This is a genomic window from Streptococcus ruminicola, from assembly GCF_011387195.1.
GTDB lineage: Bacteria > Bacillota > Bacilli > Lactobacillales > Streptococcaceae > Streptococcus > Streptococcus ruminicola.
The window spans coordinates 1,051,929-1,077,349 of record NZ_CP046919.1 but is presented as its reverse complement, the minus strand read 5'-3'; the positions used below and the strand labels follow the sequence as shown (position 1 = coordinate 1,077,349).

The 25,421-nt window shown below is 37.5% G+C and carries 22 protein-coding genes; 5 read left to right on the top strand and 17 right to left on the bottom strand.

Translation table 11 applies throughout. From position 1 onward, the window contains the following. Positions 1-166 precede the first annotated feature (166 nt). The 4 genes from GPZ88_RS05580 to GPZ88_RS05565 all read left to right on the top strand — a co-directional run bounded on the left by GPZ88_RS05580 (position 167) and on the right by GPZ88_RS05565 (position 4,389). Positions 167-1,396, top strand: coding sequence for a hypothetical protein (locus GPZ88_RS05580; RefSeq protein ID WP_166043663.1), 1,230 nt, complete (start codon positions 167-169; stop codon positions 1,394-1,396). 11 nt (positions 1,397-1,407) lie between these two features. After that, the gene (locus GPZ88_RS05575) at positions 1,408-2,265 is read left to right on the top strand and encodes a DUF6572 domain-containing protein (RefSeq protein ID WP_158914776.1); all 858 of its coding nucleotides are present in this window, start codon (positions 1,408-1,410) and stop codon (positions 2,263-2,265) included. A gap of 217 nt (positions 2,266-2,482) precedes the next feature. Beyond that, positions 2,483-3,742, top strand: coding sequence for a glycohydrolase toxin TNT-related protein (locus tag GPZ88_RS05570; protein ID WP_240915077.1), 1,260 nt, complete (start codon positions 2,483-2,485; stop codon positions 3,740-3,742). A gap of 2 nt (positions 3,743-3,744) precedes the next feature. Next, positions 3,745-4,389, top strand: a complete 645-nt coding sequence (locus GPZ88_RS05565) for an Imm59 family immunity protein (protein WP_158914774.1) — start codon at positions 3,745-3,747, stop codon at positions 4,387-4,389. A 105-nt stretch (positions 4,390-4,494) separates the two neighbouring features. On the opposite strand, the gene dexB is transcribed toward GPZ88_RS05565, so the two are convergent. The 6 genes from dexB to GPZ88_RS05535 all read right to left on the bottom strand — a co-directional run bounded on the left by dexB (position 4,495) and on the right by GPZ88_RS05535 (position 12,905). Beyond that, positions 4,495-6,105, bottom strand: a complete 1,611-nt coding sequence (gene dexB, locus GPZ88_RS05560) for a glucan 1,6-alpha-glucosidase DexB (RefSeq protein WP_158914772.1) — start codon at positions 6,103-6,105, stop codon at positions 4,495-4,497. 122 nt (positions 6,106-6,227) lie between these two features. Continuing rightward, entirely contained in the window at positions 6,228-7,673 is a 1,446-nt protein-coding gene (gtfA, locus tag GPZ88_RS05555; RefSeq protein ID WP_158914770.1) for a sucrose phosphorylase, read from the bottom strand. A 61-nt stretch (positions 7,674-7,734) separates the two neighbouring features. Next, positions 7,735-8,568 carry a carbohydrate ABC transporter permease gene (locus tag GPZ88_RS05550; RefSeq protein ID WP_039697511.1) on the bottom strand — a complete coding sequence of 278 codons (834 nt, stop codon included), beginning with the start codon at positions 8,566-8,568 and terminating at the stop codon, positions 7,735-7,737. Between the two features lie 12 nt (positions 8,569-8,580). Continuing rightward, positions 8,581-9,447, bottom strand: coding sequence for a carbohydrate ABC transporter permease (locus GPZ88_RS05545; protein WP_039697510.1), 867 nt, complete (start codon positions 9,445-9,447; stop codon positions 8,581-8,583). A gap of 12 nt (positions 9,448-9,459) precedes the next feature. Continuing rightward, positions 9,460-10,731, bottom strand: coding sequence for an extracellular solute-binding protein (locus tag GPZ88_RS05540; protein WP_039697509.1), 1,272 nt, complete (start codon positions 10,729-10,731; stop codon positions 9,460-9,462). A gap of 11 nt (positions 10,732-10,742) precedes the next feature. Then, complete coding sequence (locus GPZ88_RS05535; protein ID WP_158914768.1) at positions 10,743-12,905, bottom strand: alpha-galactosidase; 2,163 nt, start codon at positions 12,903-12,905, stop codon at positions 10,743-10,745. A 110-nt stretch (positions 12,906-13,015) separates the two neighbouring features. On the opposite strand from GPZ88_RS05535, the gene GPZ88_RS05530 reads away from it, so the two are divergent. Further along, positions 13,016-13,849: an AraC family transcriptional regulator gene (locus tag GPZ88_RS05530; RefSeq protein WP_158914766.1), complete on the top strand. Its 834-nt coding sequence runs from the start codon at positions 13,016-13,018 to the stop codon at positions 13,847-13,849. Between the two features lie 46 nt (positions 13,850-13,895). Here GPZ88_RS05530 and GPZ88_RS05525 read toward each other — a convergent pair whose 3' ends face one another. The 11 genes from GPZ88_RS05525 to lacB all read right to left on the bottom strand — a co-directional run bounded on the left by GPZ88_RS05525 (position 13,896) and on the right by lacB (position 25,409). After that, positions 13,896-14,906, bottom strand: coding sequence for an ABC transporter permease (locus tag GPZ88_RS05525; RefSeq protein WP_133018112.1), 1,011 nt, complete (start codon positions 14,904-14,906; stop codon positions 13,896-13,898). After that, positions 14,906-15,619, bottom strand: a complete 714-nt coding sequence (locus tag GPZ88_RS05520) for an ABC transporter ATP-binding protein (RefSeq protein ID WP_021141572.1) — start codon at positions 15,617-15,619, stop codon at positions 14,906-14,908. The genes GPZ88_RS05525 and GPZ88_RS05520 overlap by 1 nt, the downstream gene beginning before the upstream one ends. A gap of 151 nt (positions 15,620-15,770) precedes the next feature. Beyond that, positions 15,771-17,381: a glycoside hydrolase family 53 protein gene (locus GPZ88_RS05515; RefSeq protein WP_158914762.1), complete on the bottom strand. Its 1,611-nt coding sequence runs from the start codon at positions 17,379-17,381 to the stop codon at positions 15,771-15,773. Between the two features lie 23 nt (positions 17,382-17,404). Next, complete coding sequence (locus GPZ88_RS05510) at positions 17,405-19,090, bottom strand: PTS lactose transporter subunit IIBC (RefSeq protein WP_157628684.1); 1,686 nt, start codon at positions 19,088-19,090, stop codon at positions 17,405-17,407. Between the two features lie 89 nt (positions 19,091-19,179). Further along, positions 19,180-19,491: a PTS sugar transporter subunit IIA gene (locus tag GPZ88_RS05505; protein ID WP_074965335.1), complete on the bottom strand. Its 312-nt coding sequence runs from the start codon at positions 19,489-19,491 to the stop codon at positions 19,180-19,182. Positions 19,492-19,503: 12 nt separating this feature from the next. Then, positions 19,504-20,904, bottom strand: a complete 1,401-nt coding sequence (gene lacG, locus GPZ88_RS05500; protein ID WP_157628683.1) for a 6-phospho-beta-galactosidase — start codon at positions 20,902-20,904, stop codon at positions 19,504-19,506. 10 nt (positions 20,905-20,914) lie between these two features. Next, positions 20,915-21,751 carry a PRD domain-containing protein gene (locus tag GPZ88_RS05495; protein WP_157628682.1) on the bottom strand — a complete coding sequence of 279 codons (837 nt, stop codon included), beginning with the start codon at positions 21,749-21,751 and terminating at the stop codon, positions 20,915-20,917. A gap of 205 nt (positions 21,752-21,956) precedes the next feature. Beyond that, entirely contained in the window at positions 21,957-22,853 is an 897-nt protein-coding gene (locus GPZ88_RS05490; RefSeq protein ID WP_157628681.1) for an aldose 1-epimerase family protein, read from the bottom strand. Positions 22,854-22,951: 98 nt separating this feature from the next. Beyond that, positions 22,952-23,947 (bottom strand): tagatose-bisphosphate aldolase, encoded by a 996-nt coding sequence (lacD, locus tag GPZ88_RS05485; RefSeq protein WP_158914760.1) that lies wholly within the window; start codon positions 23,945-23,947, stop codon positions 22,952-22,954. Positions 23,948-23,949: 2 nt separating this feature from the next. Continuing rightward, the gene (locus GPZ88_RS05480; protein ID WP_157628679.1) at positions 23,950-24,882 is read right to left on the bottom strand and encodes a tagatose-6-phosphate kinase; all 933 of its coding nucleotides are present in this window, start codon (positions 24,880-24,882) and stop codon (positions 23,950-23,952) included. A gap of 11 nt (positions 24,883-24,893) precedes the next feature. After that, positions 24,894-25,409, bottom strand: coding sequence for a galactose-6-phosphate isomerase subunit LacB (gene lacB / locus GPZ88_RS05475; RefSeq protein ID WP_157628678.1), 516 nt, complete (start codon positions 25,407-25,409; stop codon positions 24,894-24,896). Positions 25,410-25,421: the final 12 nt, after the last annotated feature.

Genomic DNA, 25,421 nt, shown 5'->3' with positions numbered 1-25,421 from the left:
CGTCTCTTTCTATGAAATCTACTGATTTCTTCTACTGCTTTTTAGTAGCACCAATTTCGCCAAAGGCATCAAGTCTGTCGACAAACAACTCACCGAGCAAGAAAAACTAGCTAAAGAACAAGCTGAGCAAAAAGCCAGAAAAGAGTGGGCTAAGCATCATCCAGTGGTGGCCTGGTTACAAAGTCAAGCAGACTTAGACGCCAATTTCTTTGAAGAAACTCGTAAAACATTAGAAAAACAAAACTGGGACTTTTTTGGTGGACAACTTGACAAATCGGTAGCTCTGACAGCCTTAGGTTTTGTCGATGGTGTTTGTGAAACCATTGACCAACTAGCCCTTGGCGCTGCTCAACTTGGCCAACTAGCTTTTGAAGGAATTGAATGGGGTGGAAATACCTTATTTAAGCAAAAAACACCTCAATGGGTTAAAGCCGATGTGACTGGTGCTTGGAACAATGTGATGGCTGCCAGTGAGTTTGGCACTAGACTAATAGCTCTTGATGCAGATGCTTGGAATACTGTTGCTAAAACTGGTGAAAAAGTAGGAAGCGACTTGGCATCCGCTATTAAAACAGGGGATGACTATAAAATCGGTGGCTACCTCTTCGATGTCGCCACTTTTGTCGGCCCTGCTGCCGTTGGCAAACTCAAATACGTCGACGAAGCAAGCAACCTCGCTAAATTCACCAAAACCGAGGAAATCGCCTCAACCGTTGGTAAAGTTGAAGATAGGGTGAAGGTTTCTAAAGTCGATGAATTATTTGATAAATTAAAAGGCATTACTCCTATCGATTCTAAATTTGCTACAAATGTCAAATCTAAAATTAATTTATTACCTAAAAAGTCAGTTAGCAATTTAAAATCTGACCCAATTACTGAATTTCAAAAAGAATTGGCTTCTTTACCTCATATTAATTTATCTCCAAAAGTATCTGACGGTATAATCTCCCTCCCACAGGGAAAACGTCCATCAGTAAATCTTATTTATTCTCAAGAGGAGATAGATAGTCACCTTGGAATGTTTAAAGATGGAGTAGTAAAAGTGATGAGTTATGAGGATTTCTACAATTGTCTAACTAATTATAACGGCTCAATCGGACACCCAGAAGGACAATTTGTTATGCCAAAATTTATTTATAATAAGGCTGTAACTATATCTGATGGTAACCCAAGAATTCTTGAACAACTATTAGCGCTAGATGAAGGATATCTAGGAGAGAAACCAATAAAAATTGAAGCCAGCACACCTAAAGGTTTACGAATGCCTTCCGGAAACGAAAAAGGTGCATATCAAGGCTTATGGGAGCCTGGTGGTGATACACAAGGTGATATCCCTGAAGCAGTTATTGACCAACTCAAAAAAGGTGATTACACTTATGGCAGTGTTTATAATTAGGAGAAAAATGTATGGAAATTATCAATAAAAAAAATTTTGTTTTATCTAAATTAGATGGCCAATATATTATTAGTTGGTCACGCGGGAAAGAGAATTTAATTTTTCCAATTACAAAAGAATTAAGGGATAAAGCTTTAAAATCTGATAAAGATGGTCTTGAAGTAATGTTTTATGCAGAAAATAAACGCTGGCCAAAAGATGAAGAGTTAACGAATTTTAACAAAACAGATGTTATTACCTACAAAGGAAATGGTTTTGTGATTTATGAAGAAAATGGGAATTATGAAATAAAATTTTCTTCCGGTGATTTAACAGAACGCCAACTCACTTTTCCAATCACAAAAGAATTAAGGGATAAAGCTTTAAAATCTGATAAAGATGCTTTAGAGGTTATGGATTATCTTGTATACAATACATGGGAAAAACCAGATCCAGATAAAATTGGACGTCAATTCTTACGCCAGCATCCAGAATTAATTTTTAAAAACTACGAGGCAAACAAAGCTTTATTTTCTAGAGAAGAGTTTGAAAAATTAACAAGAAGTGTTATCGGAAAACTTGAGCCGAGTATCGTTGATTATTATGGTATGAATAACAATAATCTTGAACTAATTCTTCCTGATGAAACTCCATGGGATATTTCATCTGAGTATGAGCACTTATCAAAACTCCAAGATAAATTAAATCATTACATCAGTTTTATCGAAAACAAACAATACATAGATAAATATAACGGCCCCTTCGATAGCATTATCATAAAAGCTGGCTTCAAATACCTCCCTACTAAAAATGGAATGGAGTTTTTGAATAAAGCTAAGAAAATCATTGAAGCTGAAGGGATTATTTTTGATATTATTTTGCCAGAGTAAACAATTAATTTTAAAAATTGTTCTAAATAATTAACCTTAAGACGCAATTTGCGTCTCTTTCTATAAAATCCGCTGATTTCTTCTACCGCTTTTTAGTAGCACCAATTTTGCTAAAGGCATCAAGTCTGTCGACAAACAAATCACACAACAAGAAAAACTAGCTAAAGAACAAGCTGAGCAAAAAGCCAGAGAAGAGTGGGCTAAACAACATCCCGTGGTGGCCTGGTTACAAAGTCAAGCAGACTTAGACGCCAATTTCTTTGAAGGAACCCGTAAAACATTAGAAAAACAAAACTGGGACTTTTTTGGTGGACAACTTGACAAATCGGTAGCTCTGACAGCCTTAGGTTTTGTCGATGGTGTTTGTGAAACCATTGACCAACTAGCCCTTGGCGCTGCTCAACTTGGCCAACTAGCTTTTGAAGGAATTGAATGGGGTGGAAATACCTTATTTAAGCAAAAAACACCTCAATGGCTTAAAGACGATGTGACTGGTGCCTGGAACAATGTGATGGCTGCCAGTGAGTTTGGCACTAGACTAATAGCTCTTGATGCGGATGCTTGGAATGCTGTTGCCAAAACTGGTGAAAAAGTAGGAAGCGACTTGGCATCCGCTATTAAAACAGGGGATGACTATAAAATCGGTGGCTACCTCTTCGATGTCGCCACTTTTGTCGGTCCTGCTGCCGTTGGCAAACTCAAATACATCGACGAAGCAAGCAACCTCACTAAACTCGCAGAAACCAGCGAAGTTGCTTCGACTGTTGGTAAAGTTGAAGATGGGGTGAAGGTTTCTAAATTTGATAAGCTGTTTGGAAAATTAAAAGTAAATGATTTTTCAAAAACTGTTACCACTGACAGTATTAAAAGTACTTCTAAAACTCTTAAAATTGATGAAATTTATTTTGATAAAGCAGGCAATAAGCTAGCAAGATTTAATAACAATGAAGTAGCCTACTTTTCTACAGAAACTGTTGATGGAAAACCTGTTTTAGTTTGTTCATTAGATTTCTTAAAACCAGATGGAAGTATAAATTGGCCTAAAGGAGATGGATTCGTCCTAGATGCTGCTGGAAATCCAATAACACGCGATGCTAATATCACAGCAGGTCAATTAGTAGATAGATATGGCAGTTCAGGCGGAACTTTTGTTAGTCCTATAATAGGTGGTAAATCTTTTTCTTTTGAATCTCGAGGCTTACCTTACCCAGAAGGTTATCTAGAAAAACATACATATCAATTTACTATGGATATCAATAAAGCTAACTACGAAAAAGCATTTAACAATTTGCGCCCAGAAAAGCAAGACAAAATCTTAAAACTTATGAATATTTATAAGTTCTCTGCTGAAGATATTTACAATCCTCAAATAGGCGAAATTGCCGAAGTATTTGGAGCAGGTGGCGGACAACAAATCAAATTAGGAACGAGTGTTTCAATTTATGAAGAGCTTGGATTTTTAAAGGAGATTAAATAATAATGCCAAATTTACAAATAGAAAAACAAGAAATACTGGAAGAAATTGAAAAACGCAATTATCAAACTTTGCGCTATTCTATTTTTGAGGCAGGGAATCCTCATGAATGGGAGACCCGCATTGATTACGATAAAACAAGACAAATTTATCAAGTTTATGCAACAATGGATCGCGCTTCAGTGAGGGGAAAATACGAATTTGTAGATTTTAATTCAGCAAAAGACAAATTTATCGAATTATTAGATTTAACAATAGAAATAAATCGATGGAAAGTTGAAGATGGTAAACAGCCAATATACTACTCTCCACTTTGGTCTGACTCCAAACCGATTGAAATGTTTACGACAGTTATTGACTATTGCGACATTGAAGATGGAAATTTAGAGCTCATTATCCTTGATGAAAATCAGTGGGAAGGAACTTCTGAAAAAGAGCATTTACAAAAATTAAAGGAAAAACTAAATACTTATCTCGAATATATTGATGGAAAATGCTATGTTTCAAAATGTGGAGAAAGCTTTGATAAAATTATTATCCAAGTTGGTTTCAGACACCATCCTAGTGAAAATGGTATGCGATTCATGAAAAAACAACAACAAAATCTTTCTAAAAGAGGAATTATTTTAGAAATTGTACTAAATGAATAACCTCGAGACGCAATTTGCGTCTCTTTCTATGAAATCTACTGCTTTTATTATCAGCGAGATTAGATTAAAAAACCAGCTCCTACTTTAGAGCTGGTTTTTAGTTGCTCATCCAACCTTAACACAAAAGGCATCCCATGGTTGGAGTTTGTGGTTTTCAAAGTCTGTTAATTCTGAGGTGTTGCTGATGATGGTTTCTTGGTAAGCAAAGTTGCTTTCAAATGCTTGAACTTGATCTGATAAATTAGCAACTATGAGGTAAGTGGCGTCAGCTGTTTTTCTGAGGTAAGCAAACACTTTATCAGCTGTCTCTAAAAGTTCAAAATCAGCGTCAATCAACCAATCGTTTTCTTTGCGAAGCTTGATGAGTTTTTGGTAAGTGTAGAAAATAGAATCTGGATTGTCTAGGGCTGCTTGTACATTAATTTCTGTGTAATTTGGATTGACTGGTAACCAAGTCTTATCAGCTGTTGAAAATCCAGCATTTTGGCTAGCATCCCACTGCATTGGGGTTCTGGCATTGTCACGTCCAATCATGCGAATGCTATCCATGATTTCTTCTGGCGTCTTACCATTTTCAAGGGCTTCTTTGGCAAAATTAAGCGACTCGATATCGTCAATTTCTCCCAAATCCTTAAACGGATAATTGGTCATTCCAATTTCCTCACCTTGATAGATATAAGGCGTTCCCCGCATTAGATGTAAGGAAATAGCTAGCGCTTTAGCTGATTTTTCACGGTAAGTGTCTGTGTTACCCCAGATAGAAAGCACGCGCGGCAAATCATGATTATCCCAAAAAAGGGAATTCCAACCTTGACCAAGCTCCAGTTCTGTCTGCCATTTGTTAAAAATAGCTTTGAGTGCAGGAACATTTAACTCTTTTTCGTATTCCCATTTTGAAGCGTTTGGTTTGTGTTGAAGACCGATATGCTCAAATTGGAAGACCATGGACAATTCTTTCTCAGCTGGCGATGAATACTTCTTAGCAATTTCCGGAGTTGCTCCCCAAGTTTCACCAACCGTCAATAAGTCTTTTCCAGCCAAGGTTTCTTGGTGCATTTCTTTTAAGTAATCGTGCAATTTTGGACCATTATTTGAGATTAAGCGGTCAGGAATCTTCCCAATCATGTCAATCACGTCCATACGAAAACCAGAAATACCTTTGTCAATCCAGCGATTCATCATATCATAAACAGACTGGCGTAACAGCGGATTTTCCCAATTCAAATCAGGTTGTTTCTTGCTGAAAAAGTGCAAATAGTATTGCCCAGTTTTGCCATCATATTCCCAAGCAGAGCCACCAAAAATAGAATTGAGCTCATTAGGTTTATCACGCCAAATGTAAAAATCACGATACTTGCTGTCAGGATTTTCATGCGCTTCGACAAACCAAGCGTGCTCATCTGACGTGTGATTAACCACTAAGTCCATAATGATGCGGATACCACGCGCTTTTGCCTGCGCTAGCAATTCTTCCATATCAGACATATCGCCAAAAATATCAGCAATTGCCTCATAATCTGAAATATCGTAGCCATTATCATCCATCGGTGATTGATAAACCGGAGACAACCAAATCGCTGTAATCCCAAGCTTTTGCAGGTAATCGAGTTTACTGATAATCCCTTGCAAGTCACCAATTCCATCACCATTTGAATCCATAAATGATTTTGGGTAAATCTGATAAATCGTTGCTTTATGCCACCAATGTTTTTCCATGACGTCCCTCTTTTCTTGCAATTCTTTGTTTCTATTTTATCTTTTTCTTTTGTTTTACGCAAGCGTTTGCACCACTCAAACCTAGATGCAAAGAAAAGCAAGGACACCCCTTGCTTTTATCTTTATAAAAAGGCAATTTCTTTACCGTTTTCTGTGACATGATAAGTCAAATCTTTTAGATTAATCTTTGCTTGTGCGACAACACTACTGCCTTGATTACGGCGTGTAATAAGAATTGTGTGACTATCAAGTTCATCAACTTCAATACTGCCATCAAGGGCAAAAGCAGCTGACTGATTACGGAAAGTAAAGAGCTTAAGCAAGGCTTGAACCACCGGACGCTTAACCTCTTCAGCAATTTCTTCACTCGTATAATAATGACGATTGATATTGCGTCCTTCTTTTGTTTTTTCTAACAACTCTAGATCATTTTTACCTGCTAAAAATCCGACATAATAGACCTGTGGAATACCTGGTGCGAAAGCTTGAATCAAGCGAGCAAGGAAATATTTCTTGTCATCATCACCAAGTGCAGAATAGTAGGTCGAATTGATTTGATAAATATCAAGATTGTTGTACTCTGCTGATGAATATTTACGTTTCACATTAGCACCAACTTTATAGAGCTCATTTGAAGTATAATCAATTTCTTCATCACTCAAAATATCTTTGACATCAACCACACCAATCCCGTCGTGCGTATCCAGTGTTGTAAATTGTTTCATTGGAGACATTTTCAACCATTTTGCCAAGCGTTCAACTTTTCCGCTGTATAAACTATAAAGTGTCACCATTGGAAGAGCAAAATCGTAAACGTAGTAGTCATGTTCAGCAATTTTAAACTGAATCGAATAATGCTCATGAATTTCTGGAAGCAATTCTGTGCCAGTTTCGGCAGCGATGCGACGGACTTTATCTAGCAAACCCCAGATATCCGGTTCTACAAAGAAATCATTAGTATCCAATTTCTTAACCGCATAAGCAAAAGCATCTAAGCGAATGAGATCACAGCCATTTTCCGCTAAATGTTTGATAGTCTTTCGAATGAAATCCATGGTCACTTCTTTTGTCACATCAAGGTCAATTTGTTCCTCACCAAATGTATTCCAAAGATACTCAACTGAACCATCCGCAAAATGAATTTCTTGTTTTGGTGCGCGGTCTTTACGCTTGTAAATCAAATCCACATCAGCTTGTGTCGGACGATTTTCTGGCCAGAATTTATCCCAGTTAAGGAATAAATCTTTATAAGCACTATCCTCATGCTTTTCTTGATAATCTTTATAATATTTTGATTGACGAGAGATATGATTAATCATGAAATCAAACATGAGGTAGTACTTCTCACCCAATGCCTTCACGTCATCCCAATCACCAAAAGCGGAATCAACCTCATCATAATCGACAGGAGCAAAACCACGGTCACCTGTTGACGGGAAAAATGGCAAAAGGTGAATACCTCCGACAGCTTCGCCGAAATAGCGTTCAAGGTTGTCCTTTAGCTCTTTTAAATTCTTACCCAGACTATCTGAATAAGTGATAAGCATCGTTTTATTTTGTATTGTCATAATTATTCCTTTGTTTCTTAATGTTTAATTTTCACTGTGCCGCTACACGCCCTCTGTATCCTTACTTCACTGCGCCGTTGCTCATTCCTGAAATGATATGTTTTTGGAAAATGAGGTAGACGATGGTAATTGTGATAATCCCAACGACATATGAAGCGAAACTTGGTCCGTAATCGCTGAGGTATTGTCCTGTGTAGTTATATTGGAAAAGTGGCAATGACCATGAATCAGATGATTTATTCAACATCAAAAGAGGAAGCATGAAGTCATTCCAGAACCAAAGAGCATTAATAATCAAGGTTGTTGCATGCATTGGTTTTAGCATTGGAAAGACAACTTTGCGATAAGTTGTGAATTTATCAGCACCGTCGATTTCGGCTGCTTCATCTAAACTGTCAGGGACACTTAATTTGATATAACCGACATACAAGAACAAAGTTTGTGGCACAGCATAAGTCAGATACAAGATAATCAAGCCCCAAATATTTGTCAAACCAAGTCGGCTCATCATCACTGTGATTGGAATCATGATAACTTGGAATGGTACAAAAATCCCCAAAATCAGCAAACTATACATGATATTAAACGCACGTTTTTTACTCATGTTACGCGCAATTGAATAAGCTGCTGCTGGGATAAACAAGGTTACCAAAATCACTGAAACCACTGTGATAATGGTTGAATTCCAGAAATAGTGTCCAATTCCGTCAGCTAATAAGCGTGAATAGTTGCTTAGAGTGACAGGATTTGGAAAAGCAAAGAAATGTTGCATGATATCCTTAGTTGTCTTAAACGAACTAAAGACCGTTGCTAACAAAGGAATCAAAATCAAAATTGATCCCACAACCAAGAGCACATATTTCCAAAAAGTATTATAACGTTCTTCTTTCTTCATCTCTTACTCCATCTATACTTCAAAACGACTTGATAATTTCAATTGCAGCATTGATACCAAAACAATGATAGCAAAGAGAATCAAGGCAATAGCGTTAGCGTAGCCATATTGGTTACTTGAAAAGGCGTAATTGTAAACCAAAAGCCCAATTGAAGTTGTTGAGTTACTTGGTCCACCACCAGTCAAGGCAAAGATTTGGTCGAAGGCTGTCAGACCAGCTTTAAGCGCCATAATAAAGACCATAGAGATACTTGGCAACAAATAAGGCAATTCAATATTCCAGAAAGTCTGTTTGCTAGTAGCTCCATCAATGGCTGCTGCTTCTGTGATTTCACTTGGAATAGTTTGAAGACCTGAAAGGAAAAGAATAATCGGCATTGCCACACCTTGCCAAAGCATGACAAAGATAGCTGCAAAAACGGCACCACCAGTTGTTCCTAGAAGACTCGTTTTCAAGAATTCAATGTTTAAAGCTTCACCAATAGCAGGCAAACCGTAGTTAAAGACTTGCTTGAAAATCAAAGACACTGTCAACCCTGACAAAACCGCTGGGAAAAAGAACCATGCTCTAAAAAACGTTTGTCCTTTGATTTTAGCATTCAAAGCACGCGCTACAATAATACCAATAACAATTTCTCCTGCAATTAAAGCAATGGTTAACATCAAGGTAAAACCAAGAGCTTTAAAGAATTTGGTATCTGTTAGCAAGATTTTATAATTGTTGACACCAACAAAATCAAAATTGTAAGTCAAGCCTGTCCAGTTCGTAAAGCTATAAAAAGCTCCTTGAATCATTGGAAAATAGAAGAAAATTGCTTGTAAAATCAAGGGAACAATCAAGAACGTCCATCCCCAATACTTATTTAAAAATTTTCGCATCCTACTTTCCTCCTATTTATCTACGTCAGCTTTCATTGGGTTGAAAAAGGCATTCATTTCACTAACGTATTGATTAGCATCTTGATTCAAAAGATAATTTGCTGTCAAACTAAAGAAGTCATCTTCACTTGTCCAATTTTCACCAAGCCAAACATAGTGCTTATCTGTAAAGGCTAATTGATAAAGCGGAGCAAGGGGAGAGTTCTCGTCTTCAGCCACACCATTTACAGATACAGGTGAGCCATCGACATCATAATATTTTTGCATTGCTTTAGCTGAAGCCATATAAGAAATGAACTGTTCACATTCTTTTTTGTGTTTCGTTTTCGATGAGATTGATAAGGCCAAATCTCCTGCACCAACAGTTACCTCTTGACCTGCTTTTTCTCCAGGAAAAGCAAATGTTGAGATTTCAAAATTAGGATCTTGTTGCTTAATGGCTGCCAATACCCATGACCCACCAGGTAACATTAAAGTTTTTTCAGTCGCAAAAGCTACAACAGAGTCATTGTAAGAAGCACCTTCCCAGTTAGTTTGTTGATTGCCTTTACCAGCAAGCAAATCCAAGCGAGTCAAGACTTCCTTAACTTCTTTATCCTTTGTTGAAATGGAATTAACAGGAGAAAAACGAAGATAATCATTTGCCTTATCACCGCTGCCAGTCACACTGATATAAGCTAATTGGTGATAACCATTTAAAGTCCAACCTTCACTACCAGCAAGCGCAAACGGTGTTTCGCCGTCAGCTTTGATTTGTTTAACAAGTGTTTCAAATTCATCCCACGTTTCTGGAACTTTGAGGCCTAATTCTTCAAATTTTGTCTTGTTAAAATAAATCCCTGAAACGTTGGCTGATAGCGGGACGCTATAAATTTTGCCGTTGACAGCATAATTTTTTTCGTAATGATTTTTGATGTTTTTAAGATATGATTTGCCAGTCATATTCTCAAAGTAACCTGCTTTTGCCCACTCTTTAAAATCAACGTTCTGAGGGTAAATGTTAATGACATCCGGAGCATCTCCTGCAAGCATACGTGTTTTTAGAACAGTACCAGCACTTGGCACACTGGTCATTTTGACATGGATCTTTGGATTTTCTTTTTCAAAATCCTTAATGATTTCTTTTAGCGTATCAACCATCTCAGTCTTTTGGTTAAAATACTCGATAGTCACCTTTCCATTTGCTGACGTTTTATCTTGTTTTGAACAAGCACTTAGCATCACCCCTGCAGTCGCAAGCAGAGCAGCAGCACCTACTGCTATCAATCGTTTAGGCCATTTCATGGAAAACCTCCTTATTGTTTCACGAAATAGTATTGTTTGCTGAGGTAATCACCTTGTGGGAGAATCGCTGTGAGACCTGCATACATGAGCTCTGCTCCTGAGTAAACTTGGTCTGTTCCTTGCAAGCAGTAAAGAGCTTCTTCTTCCAAACCTTTCAGCTTAAGTGTTGTTTCAATTGTTTCAATCGTTGAGAGGGTACGAACGTAAGTCACAACAACCTTATCTTCATGAACAAATTGAACCGCCGCTTCATTTGAACCTTGTTCAGGATTGATGAGGCGATATTGTTTCCCAAATTGAACAACTGGTCGAATGTCTTTATAGTGTGCAACCTGAGCAGCAATCACTTCTTTGTCACTTTCTGGCAAGCTTGTCAAATCAAGTTCATAGCCAAGATTTCCCATCATGGCAACATTACCGCGAGTTTCAATCGGTGTTGTGCGTCCCATTTGGTGATTAGGACTAGCTGACACGTGAGCTCCCATAGAAATTGTCGGGTAAAGGTAGCTTGAACCGTATTGAATTGGCAAACGTGAAATGGCATCAGTATTGTCACTAGCCCAAACTTGTGGGAAATAGCGCATCATACCAAGGTCATTTCGACCACCGCCACCTGAGCAAGATTCAAAGAGAATGTTACTATGTTTTTCTGTCAAATAAGACACCAAATCATACAAGCCTAGCATGTAAGCATGAGATTGCATTTGGGTCGCAAGGTAAGTATCACCATTTCCGATATTTGTGATGTTACGGTTATAATCCCATTTAACATAATCAATAGCATTTTCTGTCAAAATCTTATCAATAGCTGCCTTGATGTAGGCTACGACATCAGGATTTGCAAGATTGAGCACCAATTGATTACGAGAATAAGTATGACCACGACCTTCAGCTTGAATAGCCCAATCTGGATGCGCACGATAAAGGTCACTATCAACAGAAATCATTTCTGGTTCAAACCACAAACCAAATTTCAAACCTTTGGCATGCACTTCAGCAATCAAGTCATTCAAAGGTCCACCGAGTTTTTCTTCGTTGACAACCCAGTCACCAAGCGCACGATTATCATCAAATCGATTACCAAACCAACCGTCATCAAGAACAAAAAGCTCGATACCAAGTTTGCTTGCTTCGTTAGCTAAATCAAGCAATTTTTCTTTTTTGAAATCAAAATAAGTCGCTTCCCAGTTGTTGATGAGAATCGGACGTTCAACATGAGCAAATTGTTTTGGCATGATATGTTCTTGGACAAATAATTGACTTTCATGAGTCAAATGTGTCAAACCTTTGGCTGAATAAGTCATGATGGCTACTGGTGTGTCAAAACTATCGCCCGCTGACAATTCCCAAGCAAAGTTATCATCGTTAATTCCGATACCCAAACGAACTTCGTTCAATTGATTTTTTTGAACAAAAGCTTGGAAATTACCACTATAAAGCAATTGAAGTGCCAAAGCTTGACCAGCATCTTCCGTAGCTGTGTGGTCACATAACACCATAGCTGGTGTGTGCGCATGACCTGAAGCACCACGATTTGAAGTGACAGTGAAAATACCTTGTTCAAGCTTATGGCGACGAACTGTCTTTTCACGCGCATAAGCTCCTTGCAAAGTCACCACATCATAATCAGAAGCTGGAACATCAAGCATAGTTGACAGAACGCGGTTGATAACAACTGCTTTATCTGATAAATTGCTAATCTTAGCAAAGCTAGAAATCGTAGAGCGCTCAGCATAAGCTGTGTAATAAAGCGTCAACTCCAAACCAGCCAACTTATCTTCTAAGACTAAAGCAAGTGTTTCAGCATTTTCTGTACTGTATGGATTTGGTAGCCCTGCTGCCTCAACAGCTCCTGATAAGACGTGATAATCTTTTAATTTAAATTGCGTTAAGTCATTAGTGTCGTGTGAAATACTAATGGATGGCTGGCGAAAATCACCAAAGCCATGTACCCCCAAAATCTGACGTTGCGTATCGAAACTGTAAGTTCTATCATCAGGAGTTGGATTACCTGAAAAGGCATGGTCTTTTTCAAAAAGAGCATTAGAGCCATGGTAAGCTGTGATTTTTCCTCCAATATGACGAAGCAACAAATCTCCCTCGTGATTTTCAATAATCAGTGACATATTTTTACTGTGTACGTAAAAAAGATTTCCTTCAATTTTGATCCCCATTGAGCTTCCTCCTTAATATTTACTAAAATTTTACCATCATTTATTTACCTCTTGAATGGTATCATGTTGGGCAAATATGGTAAAATGTTGTTTATAAAGGAGTTGATACTTTGAATATTCTAAATACCTACAACGAATTTGACACGAATAATTTTGACCTGAACGTCGACCATTATGGTGCTGAGATTTGTGATAAAAACTACTCTTTTGGACCTACTGTTAGGGATAACTACGTCCTTCATTTCATTGTTGATGGCAAGGGAAGTTTTAAAATTGATGGCACAACAACCGAACTCAAAACAGGTGATATGTTCATTTTGCCAAAAGGAAAAGTGACCTTCTACCAAGCAGATAGCAAACACCCTTGGACTTATCTTTGGGTTGGCTTTAGCGGGTCAAAAGCTGAAAATATTTTGAGCAAAACTCAGCTGCTCGACCACTACTTCTGCCATTCGACGCTTGAGTCTAAAGTTCTTGATCAAATCGTCAAATTAACGCAATTTCGTGACCAAAAACTAGATGATGTGACTGAACTCCAACTGATTGCGGAACTCTATAAACTTCTAGCTTTTCTTATGGAAGAATTGCCAAGTAAAAGCATGTCAGACAGCAATATTTTGATTCAAAACTATATCAAACAAACGAAAAAAATTATCCACACCCAATACAGCAAAACTCTTAAAGTTAGCCAAATTGCAAAAAAACTCAATCTTAATCGTTCCTACCTTTACAAGATTTTTAAAGAAGAAACAGGCTATTCTATCAAAGATTACCTAGGTCAAATCCGCATGGAAAAAAGCGCTGATTTGCTAATCAACACCACTTTTCATATTTCAGAAGTCGCAAACGCCGTTGGCTTTCCTGATGCTCTCGCTTTTAGTAAAGCCTTCAAAAAACATTTCGGACAAAGCCCAAGCAATTACCGAAAAGCGCTGAAAAAATAAAACAAAAAATCTCCCCCGAGAACTGAATTCTTGGGGGAGGAATTTTTTATAATGCCCGATATTTTTTTAAAAAGAAAGTATTCAATAATGTAAAAAGCAAACTAATAACAATTAAAGCTAGCCATTCTAATACAACAGAATTAATAGTCAATCCATCCACCATAACCTTCTTCAAAGCCTGCGCTCCATAATAGATTGGCATAATAAATTGTAATTTTTCTATATGAAATGGCAAAGTCCTTATCGCGATAATTCCTGAATATAGAATTTGTGGCACGATTACAATGGGAATAAATTGTACCATTTGAAATTCAGTATTAGCAAAAATAGCAATGAACATCCCAATCGATACAGCAGAAATAGACAATAAAATAATCGTCAATTCCATCAAAACAAAGTTTCCCTCAAAAGGAACATTTAAGATAAATCGAGAAAATAACAACAAAAGCGTTCCTTGAATAATTCCAAAAGCACTAAAACCAAGTGTATATCCCAAAATTAAGCGTAATTTTGAGACTGGGCTGATTAAGATTCTCTCAAGTGTCCCTAATACCTGTTCTCTCACAAAGGCAATTCCTGAAATAAGGAAAATTAAGAAGAAAGCTACAATAGCAATTAATGCATAAGTTAATTTTTCAAAAGTTGTTTTTAACTGATTTCCATAAAGATAATGAGTAGTCACACCTGATTGCGGTGATAATTTTTCCTGAGTTTTTTTCAAAATGTCATGTACTTTATTGACATAAAGCGAATTTTCTTCAAGGAAATAAAGCTCTGTTCCTTGGTCAGTATACTTGATATAAGCATCATACTTGCCGGATTTTAGATTCTCATCAATACCTTTTAAATCATCAACAACCGTGACATCTGCATCTTTTTTCAGCAATTTTATAACTGACGGATTCTGACTATTTGTCGCCAATGACAAATGAACATCACTATCTCCTAACAGAAAGAAAAGAAAGGCAGTAATGACCAAAGGAACCACAAAAATCATACTGATGGACCTTTTGTCATGTAAAATCTGCTTAATAACACGTAGGCAAGTTGCAACCATTATTTTGTCACCCCTTCCTCTACTAAAAACAAATTTTCAACATCTGAACCACTCTTTTCAAGTAGTGTTTCCATACTATCAGCAGCAATTACTTTCCCATCACGAATGAGGATACCATAATCACAATACTTTACTTCATCCATAACATGAGTTGAAATCAGCAAAGTCTTTCCTTGCTTTTGTAACTGTCGAAATTCTCGCCAAATCTTCTGACGTAAAATAGGGTCAATTCCAACCGTTGGTTCATCTAAAATTAACAATTTTGGGTCATTAAGCAACGTAATTGCCAAAGATAATCGTTTTTTCATTCCTCCAGAGTAAGTTGATACCAACTGTTTAAGGTGTTTTTCTAAATCCAAGAGTTTTGCTAAATAATCAATCCGCTGTTTTATCTCTTTTTTAGTCATTCCATATAATTGACCAAAGAACAAAAGATTATCATAAGCAGATAAATCCAAATAAATTGCATCTGCTTGTGGCATATATCCGATTTGACCAATATCATGTTTATTCAGTTGATGTCCGAAAAGCATTACCTGACCTTGTGTTGACTTTTCTGAACCAGTCATTAATTTCATAATCGTTGTCTTTCCAGAACCAGACGGACCAAGTAAGCAAGTGATATGTGACTCTTTTACTGTCAGATTTATACCATCTAAAACAGTAACCTTTGAAAATTCCTTAACAACATTTCTTAACTCAACACTGTTCATATGAAGCTCCCATATTTTTCATAAATCAAAATATATTGACATATTGATTCTTACAAGAGCATTATACTACTATATTCAAAAACTACACTTCTTTACTGTAATTCACACAAAAAATCTCCCCCGAGAACTGAATTCTTGGGGGAGAAATGTTTTAATCAACTTTCACTAGTCGGACGTTATCGATATTTAGCCATTTGTTGGCTGATGATTTGACGTAAACGCCAACTTCGCATTGTCCGTTTGTGATTTGGATGTTATCAATAGTATAGGTTTTCCAAGTACTTGAGTCTTTGAGAGAGATTTTTTGTTCGTTGCCACCGTAATTTTTGATATAAAGTTCTGCGGTTTCAAGACTTGTATCACCCATAGCATCGATGCTTAATTTATAAGTGCCTGAGCTGAGCTTGCCTACTGTTTGATAGATAGAACTTTCATAAGCTTTATCTGACCAGAAGCTGAGTTTATAACGCGTATTATCATAACTTTCGGTCTTAATAGCTGAGTTTTGTCCATTTTTCCAAATCTTCCAAGATGATGGACTTTCGGTATAACCGTCCCATTCAAAGCTATTGTTTTGAAGGAGATTCGTTAGATTAGAGTAATTAAAGGCTTTGATGCCACGTAGAGCATTTCCTTGGAAATCAAAGACAGCTTGATTTTCCCATTCGTTACCTGTCACATCTGAAACGCCAAGATATGACATACCTGCTTGCGTAGCCCATGAGACGTTACCGTTATACCAGAGTGGTTCCCAATAAAAGAAACCAAGTCCATTGTTATTTTTGACATCCTTAATCTTATCAACCAAGTCTGTCAAAAATTCGTACTGACCATCTTGGCTAGCTTTGTAACCAGCTGCTGCTTCTTCTGTTGCTGTGACAGCATTTGTCTTTTGGTCAAGATTATCAAGAGTATTGGCATAAGCTGTTTCAACTACAACCACTTTTTTATTGTAGCGTTCGCTGATATTATCCATGTTGGCTGAAAGGTCAGCTAAGCTACCATGCCAATAAGGGTAATACGAAATGCCTACAATATCAAAGTCAACGGATTGATTGGTAATCTCATCTAACCACCATTGGAAAGTTGATTGGTTACCGCCGTCTGCTAAGTGAAGCATGATTGGAGTGTTACTACTTTGGGTGTCTTTTACCGCTTGAACACCAGATTTTAGGAAAGTGGCTAGGCGGGTAAATTCTTTTCCATCACCGCCCCAGCTTTTCCCGTAAGGCCATAGCATACCGCTGTTCAATTCGTTTCCTATTTGCACCATATCAGGGTAAATGCCTTTTGATTTCATCTGATTAAGGACATCAGCTGTGTAAGAATAGACACTTGAATTTAATTGTTCAAAGGATTGATTTTGCCAGGCTTTAGGAAGATTTTGTTTTCCTGGATCTACCCAAAAATCACTGTAGTGAAAATCAAGTAAGACTTTTAAGCCTTTATTTTTAGCACGTTTCGCTAATTTTAGTGTTCTGTTTAAGTCATTCGTTCCAGCACCATAGGGATTGCCATTTGCATCATAAGGGTCAACCCACAGACGCAAGCGAACATAGTTGACACCATTATCTTTTAAAATGGTTAGCGGATCTTTTTGAGTTCCATTACTTTTATAAACCGCTCCGCTATTTTCCATTTCATCAAGAATGGAAATATCAGCTCCGTTGATAAAGTCATCGGCTTTGACTAGGCTGGCATTTCCTGCCGTTAAGCCTAGCACAGCCGCGCTTACTAAAATCAGTTTCTTTAGCTTTTTCATAATCGTATCCTGCTTTTGTTCTTTTAAGCAAAGTAAGACATTACGAAGGCTACAGCACCTTCTGGGTCACGAGTTAATTTAATGTATTCAGCGCCTTTTGTGGCAGCTAGTTTGATACCAAGGGCATCAGTATCTTTCTTGATATCTTCGTAGAATGAGTTAACTTGAGGAGCAAGGACAATCATATCGAAGTTTTTCATGATTTCATAGTGTGAGCCATAAGCACCAGCAGAAGCTGTGATATTTGCACCTGTGGCTGCTGCTCCTTCAGTAAGAGCGTTGGCAAGCATAGCACTTGTACCAGCACCAGCACAAAGGACCAAGACGTTAATTGGTTTATCAGTTGTGACTGTTACAGCTGGTTTAGCGTCAGCAACTTCTTCTACAGCTTTGACTGGTTTAACAGGAGCTTCACTTTCACTAGCAGCTTCTTGTGCAGCATTGGCAGCTTCTTCTTCAAGAAGTGAAGCATCATAAGCTTTGATGAATGGGAAGTAGATAACCGCATCAACAGCGATAAGAACAAAGACAAGAACAACAGCTAGAAGACTAACACCTGTACCAAGAACAAGTCCGATTGGAGCTGGTGTTGCCCAAGGAAGAACATACATGAAGCTGTTCATTTGAAGCACATCAACAAAGAATTTGAAAATCCAAACGTTGGCAATTGGCGCCAAAAGGAATGGAATAAAGAAGTAAGGATTAAGAATGATTGGTGTTGCAAAAAGCAAAGGTTCGTTAACGGCAAAGCTAACTGGGATAAATGAAGCTTTACCAACGGCTTTCAATTGTTTTGATTTAGCAAATAGCAAGAAAAGATATGGAACGACAAGTGTGGCACCAGTACCACCCATAGTACCAACGAAGTTACCAAGACCGACAGTCAATACGTTTGAAGCATGTTCACCAGCTTTAAACAATTGAAGGTTAGTTTCGACATTCGCATAGATAATCGCTGCGATAGCTGGTTCTACGATTGATGGACCATGCACACCAACGAACCAGAAGAGTGCCATTGCACCCCAGATAATTGCAATTCCAAGGTAACCATCTGCTGCTGTAAACAATGGTTGCAACAAAGTGATAACTGCTTCAGCAAATGATGTGCCAAAGAAATGACGAATAATTGTATCAATAATAACTGCTGCAAAAACTGCAAATGAGAATGGGAAAATATCGCGGAATGTTTGAGAAATAGTACCAGGTACTTCTTTTGGCATCTTGATGGTGATGTCACGAAGTACACAGAATTTGTAAACATTAACAGTGATAAAGGCTGCGACGAAAGCTGCTAGGATACCTTTTGTACCCATGTAACCAGTAGCAAGACCACCTTCGATTTCATCAGCACTCAACATCAAGAAGCTGACAATTGAGGCAAGCATGACAGAAACCGCATTGATTTTCTTATTACCTGGCATTTTTCGGTTAATAGATTCTGCCAAACAACGTGCTGTTGTCGCTGAAACAAGAAGGGCAACTACACCCATTGAATAGTTGTAAATTTTCCAAAGCCAACTTGAGAAATCTTCTGGTAATTTGATTCCAAGAACATCTGGAATGGATGCAATCAAAATGAAAATACTAGAAAAGAGAATAGCTGGCATTGCTGCTAGGAAACCATCACGAATGGCACCTAGATAAATGTTTCGAGACACTTTTTCAAAAAAAGGTTTACCCTTTTCAATTTGTTGAATGAGTTTGTTCATGATAAAACTCCCCAAGAACCTGAGCTTAGCAAACAAGAGGAGATTAAGCATTTGCCAAGCCTTGGTTCACTTCCTTTCTTTTTTAAAAATTAGCGATTTTTATATAATTCAATAAAATCCGAAATGATATCACGCAACAACAAAGTTGTCATCAAGTGGTCTTGACCGTGAACAAAGATAAAACCAAGTTCCAAATCTTCGCCACCTGCTTCTTGAGCTAACAGTGCAGTTTGTGCATTATGGGCTTTAGCCAAATTGTCATCAGCGTCTTTGAGCGCTTTATCGATATTATCAAAATTGCCAGAACGAACTTCCTTGAGCAATTGTAACAGTGTACTTCTAGCATCACCTGAGTAAGCTACAATTTCAAATCCCAACATTTGTAATTCTTTTTTATCCATATTCAAAATCCCCTATTCTACAATTTTTGTATCGCTGATGTGTTTGTACCAGTAAGCTGATGCTTTTGGATAACGTTTTTGTGTTTCAAAATCCACATAGAACAAACCATAGCGTTTATTATATCCATTTGACCATGAGAAACAATCCATCAATGACCATAGGAAATATCCTTTAACATTAACTCCAGCCTCAATTGCTTTAGCAAGAGATTGAAGGTAAACTTTCAAATAATCAATACGAGCTGTGTCCATAACAACGCCATCATCAAATTCATCTTTGTAACCCATACCATTTTCTGTGATGTAAATCTTGTTATAGTGTGGGTAATCTGCTTTGATGCGAAGAAGCAAATCATACAAGCCTTCTGGATAAATAATCCAATCCCAATCCGTTCTTGGAATGCCTTCTTTGTAAATGCGTTCGCCGATACCTTTCACTTTATAAACAGATGTTCCTTTATCGCCTGTACCGTTGTGATGAATAGCATTTTCACCATTGTAGGCTTTGACAAAGTGACATTGATAATGGTTAATACCAAGATAATCGTTGCGATGACTAGCTTTTTTCATTTCTTCAAAGTCGCTGTCTAGGAATTCATAGCTAGCATTATTAGCTACACAGATTTCGTTAAGCGCTTCCATTGTTTCGTTTGAATAATAACCTAGATAAGTTGCATCAAGTAAGAAACGAATTGAAAGAGCATCATCTAGGAAAGCGGCATGTTTATCTTCTTCACTATCTGTTGCAGGGTATTTTGTTTCAAGAGAGTGAACCACACCAATTTCACCTTGGTATCCGCCATCTTTAAACAAATTAACCACACGCGCATGTGCGTACATCATATTATGAAGACATTGGATAACTTTTGAAAGGTCATATTTGATACCTGGTGGGAAAATTCCAAGTAGATATTGGTTAGTTGCGACTGGATAGATTTCATTAAACGTACTCCAGTGACGTACTTCTGTAAATTCTTCAAAACAGAATTTGGCATAATCAACAAAAGCTTCAATCGTGTCACGGTTTAAGAAATCACCGTTATCAAACAACACTTTTGGTGTATCAAAGTGATGAAGTGTCACAAATGCTGTAATGCCACGTTTTTGACATTCTGCAAAAACCTTGTGATAGAAATCCACACCTTCTTGATTGACTTCACCAGTTCCATTTGGGAAAATACGGCTCCAAGCAATTGATAAGCGAAGCCCATTGACACCAAATTTTTCACAAAGCTCGATATCTTGTGGGTATTGGTGATAAAAATCACTTGCAGGGTCTGGACTAAAGCGACCTTGTTCAGCTAGAAAATCATCCCAAGCAACTGCTCCTTTACCACCTTCTTTTGTTGAACCTTCAACTTGGTAAGCTGCTGTTGCGCCACCAAAAATAAAATCTTCTGGTAATTTGTACATTTTTCTCTCCTTATTTCAATAAACGTTGAATATGTATAACTAGATAAACACGTTCACTGCGTGATAAATCTATGTCTAATTCTTTTTCAATCACATCGTAAATAGCTTGTCCGATTTGGTAAGCTTGTGGATAATCTGATTTAACAAATTCCTCCATATTGATTAACGACGTTTCATCTTGTTGATTTGTCTGCAATCGATTAATCAAATAGGTGAGATGAATCATTAAGCGGTCATATAAATTGCCATTTTCTGCACTACGTTTAATGCCGCTACTTGATAATTCTTCTTCAACCAATTCCAAGACACGCTTTCTTGCGTTTTCTTGCTTATTTTCTGAAACCTCGTAATCACCTTTTGCATTGATAAAATGCAAAGCCATACGTCCAACTTCGTCGTCAGGAAAAACAACTGACAATTTTTGACTTAACATCTCAACTGCTTCTTTTGCCATCGCAAATTCTGTCTCATAAGCATCAGAAATATCTGGTAAATGACTTTCCTGATAATTTCCTTTTAACAGCTTTTGATAAACTGAATAAACATGGTCTGTCAGCGTCACGTATAAATACTCTTGAACAGGAAAATGATATTTATCAACCAATTGATCAATCATATTGTAAGTGACCGTTAAGATATCAAGTGGAATATTTTTCAAAAGCGTTAAAAAGTTTTCTTTTGATTCTTCTGTTCTTAAAGAAAAAATCTTTTCAACTTTGCTTGGTACGATTAAGTCACCTTTTTTCTTCTGAAAAACAATTCCTAGTCCCATAACGACAGCCTGTTGCCCTTGTTCATTTTTAACTAGGGCTACATTATTGTTGAGCGCTTGTATAATCCGAAACATTCTACCCCTCCCCAGTGGTTTAGACAAATAAAAAACCACAAACAAGCTAGACCTCCCCCGTCTAGATTATTTGCGGTCTTGCCTAATGTCTTAGTTACAATCCACTCTATTTAATTTCTATGGTTATAATATAACACACAATTTTAATTTTGTAAACCCTTTCTTGTTTATTTTTTTGAGTTTTTTTGTTTGTTTATAAACATTTTCAAAAAATAGTGATAGTAAAGGATTTTTCACTCGTTTTACCGGCATCCACAAAAGTAACCTGACGTTTGTCTTCTAAAACATCACTTTCATCTAAGGATGTTGACAAACCACTCCAAGGTTCCAAGGCGATAAAAGGACTTTTATTAGCTGTTGACCATAAAATCAAGTTTGGAAAATCAGAAAAGTCTAGTCGCAATCCTTTTGCATGCTTGTGAGATTTCAAAGAAACGCTGCGTGAAGTTAAACAGTCCAAAGTAATCGCATCTTTAGCAAACAAAGCATAATCTAGCTCTAGCACTTTTTGGTGATTTAAAAATGGCGTCCGCTTTGTCACATCAAGTAAACCAGTCTCTGGAAAAGTTTCTGGTACTGAGCAAGTTTCTTCTTTTTCAAATTCAAGATAATAATCTTCGTATTCTTCATCATCTAGCAAAGGACAGTTAAAGCCTGGATGTCCCCCGATAAAATACGGCATACGCTTTTCTGACTCACGGTTAGTCACTTGATAAGTCACCTTGATAGTCTTTTCAATTAAGGTATAAATGATTTTAAGTTCAAAATCGTAAGGATAATTCGCTAACATATCACTGTCTGGTGTAATGCTAAAAGCGACACTGTCTTCTGATATGGGATGATAGCTAAAATTTTTCTTACGCACCAAGCCATGACGTGGGATGATTCCTGTAAAATGCGGACGAACATTTGGACGATAAATCGCTTCATCATCACGTAAGCTACCACAAATCGGAAAGAGTACAGGTGCCTGTGAACTCCAATATTTTGGATCTCCTTGCCACAAATATTCGATGCCATCATTATCTTTGATAGAAGACAAAGCTCCCCCAAATTCTTTAAATTGAACTGTCAAGAAATCATTTTTTAATTCGATGACCATAATTTCCTTCCCTTTCTAAAAAAGGGAATGTTCATCCTCACAATCAACATTCCCAGTATCAAAAAACAAAGTATATCGAAGAAGTTTTGCTAATTGCTTTAGGCAAAAGCAACTTCAACTACTTTCTCAGTCCAAGGACTAGCTGTCTTCACAAGCACTTTATTGAGATCTTCAATATTTTTGCGTCCTTGCGTTTGAAGCCATTCACGCGCAGCAGCTTCACCTTGTTCAATATAGATTTGAACACAACCAGCCCATGTCGCACGTCCACAAAGCACACCATTGAAATTAGCACCAGATTCAGCCGCAAATGCCAACGTTTCTTGGAAAAGTTTTGCTGACACACCAGCACTTAGGTAGATGTATGGCAAATGGCTAGCCGCTTCTTGGTCTTTAAAGGCTTGTGCTGCTTCTTCTCTTGTGTAAACCACTTCACCATCCGCAAAACCTTCAACATATTTCATATTGACAGGGACTTCAACTTTAAGCACATCGATACCAAAGCGTTCATCAGAGAAAACTTTCATAGCTTCATTAACTTTATGTGGTTTGACTTTGGCAAATGCTGCGCTAGTATTGTCAGAAATGTTTTCATCGTAAGTCAAGATTTCAAGGAAGAATGGCATGTCTTCAGCCTTACATTCATCACCAATGCGTTCGATGTAAGCTTGTTTTTGAAGATTAATGTATTCATCACCATCGACATCGTAGTAAAGCAAGAATTTCACTGCATCTGCGCCTTCTTCTTTAAGGCGCTTAGCTGACCATTCTACCAAACAATCTGGCAAGCGGCTAGTTGTTGTGGCATCATAGCCTGTTTTTTCATAAGCTAGCAACAATCCTGCATTGCTATCTCTGACTTTGCTTGCTGGCAAACCATACTCAGGGTCAAGAAGAATAGATGACGCATATGGTGTCAATTCTTCTGAAACCAGAGCTTTCAAGTGTTCGATTTGTTCAACTGTTGGTTCTTCTGTTTGATATTTCGCCATCATGCGTTTTAGGGCTCCGCGTTGGTCAAATGCCAAAGCTGAGATGACACCATCACTGCTAAGTTTCTCAAGTAGTCTACGTTTTTCTTGTGTTAATACCATTTTTATACCTCTTCAACTTGAATCTGATTAAATAAGTTTTCATAATTTGCCATGTTAACATGACCTGTCATTTTTTCTTGAGCATTAAGCATGCCGAGTGTATTGGCACGTCGTAGAAAATCTTCATCGGAAAGATTATGAGTAATCGCTGATGCAATTCCTGCGACCGTTGAATCACCTGACCCAACAGGATTTACGACTTTGATTTTAGGAATACGGACACGATAAAATTTATCACCGTGTTTGGCAAAAGCTCCCTTACTGCCTAGTGAAACAACCACCCAGTCAATTCCTGCAAATAAATCATCCTGCAAGATTTCTTTTAAGTCAGCTACATCACCTGTCACTTCTCTTTTGACAAGTTGTGATAATTCTTCTGTGTTTGGCTTGATAACAAATGGTTTGTCAGCACCAGCTAAAACAGCTTCTAACGCTTGACCAGAACAATCTAGCACAACTTTTTTACCTTGAGAATTTGCTAGACTAATCATCTTTTGATAGTAATTATCCTCAAGACCAGCTGGAAGACTTCCTGAAATCGTCACAACATCATAGGTTGGGCAAAGATAGCGAAAATGATTAAGAAAACCATCGGCCTCATCTTGGTCAATCATCGGACCTGCTTCCAAAATTTCTGTCTGCAAACCTTCATGTAAAATAGCAATACAGTTTCGAGTTTCCCCGTGAATTTTGAAAAAGCGGTGCTTGATTTGACTTTTATCTAATTGCTCTGTCAAAAAATCTCCTAATTTTCCACCGATAAGACCAGTAGCTGTCACATCATCACCAATATCAGATAGGACGCGTGTGACATTCAAGCCCTTGCCGCCCGCTGTTTTCTTGATATCAGAAACACGATTGACCGTGTCTAGTTTTAATTCATCAAGCGGATAAGAAATATCGATTGATGGGTTCAATGTTACCGTTAGAATCATCTGATTTTCTCCTAATCGTGATATTCACCGCGGTCCCATTTTTCAAGAAATTCATCAAAGAAATCTGGTGAACTTTGCTCTTCATTAACTGTTTCCACAGCTGCAATTTTTTCAATTAAAGCTTTATTTTCTGCTGTTGGTTTATATTTTGCTTTGATAAAAGCTTCGACAATGTCACACATGAGCAACTCACCTGTGATTTTTCCACCAAAGCCGATGACATTAGCATTTAATTCTTCTTTAGCGTAAATCGCTGTTGTCATATCACGAACCAAAGCAGAACGAATACCTGGAACTTTGTTAACAGAGTTGTTAATACCAACACCTGTACCGCAAATACAAACACCTAAATCAGCTTGTCCACTTGTCACTGTTTCTCCGACTTTTTTACCAAAAATTGGGTAATGCGTACGTGTGTGGTCATAAGTCCCACAGTCAATTACTTCGTAACCTTTTGATTTCAAGAAATCTGACACTGCCATTTTTTCTGTTGTTACGATATGGTCACATCCAATTGCAATTTTCATTTTATCTTCCTC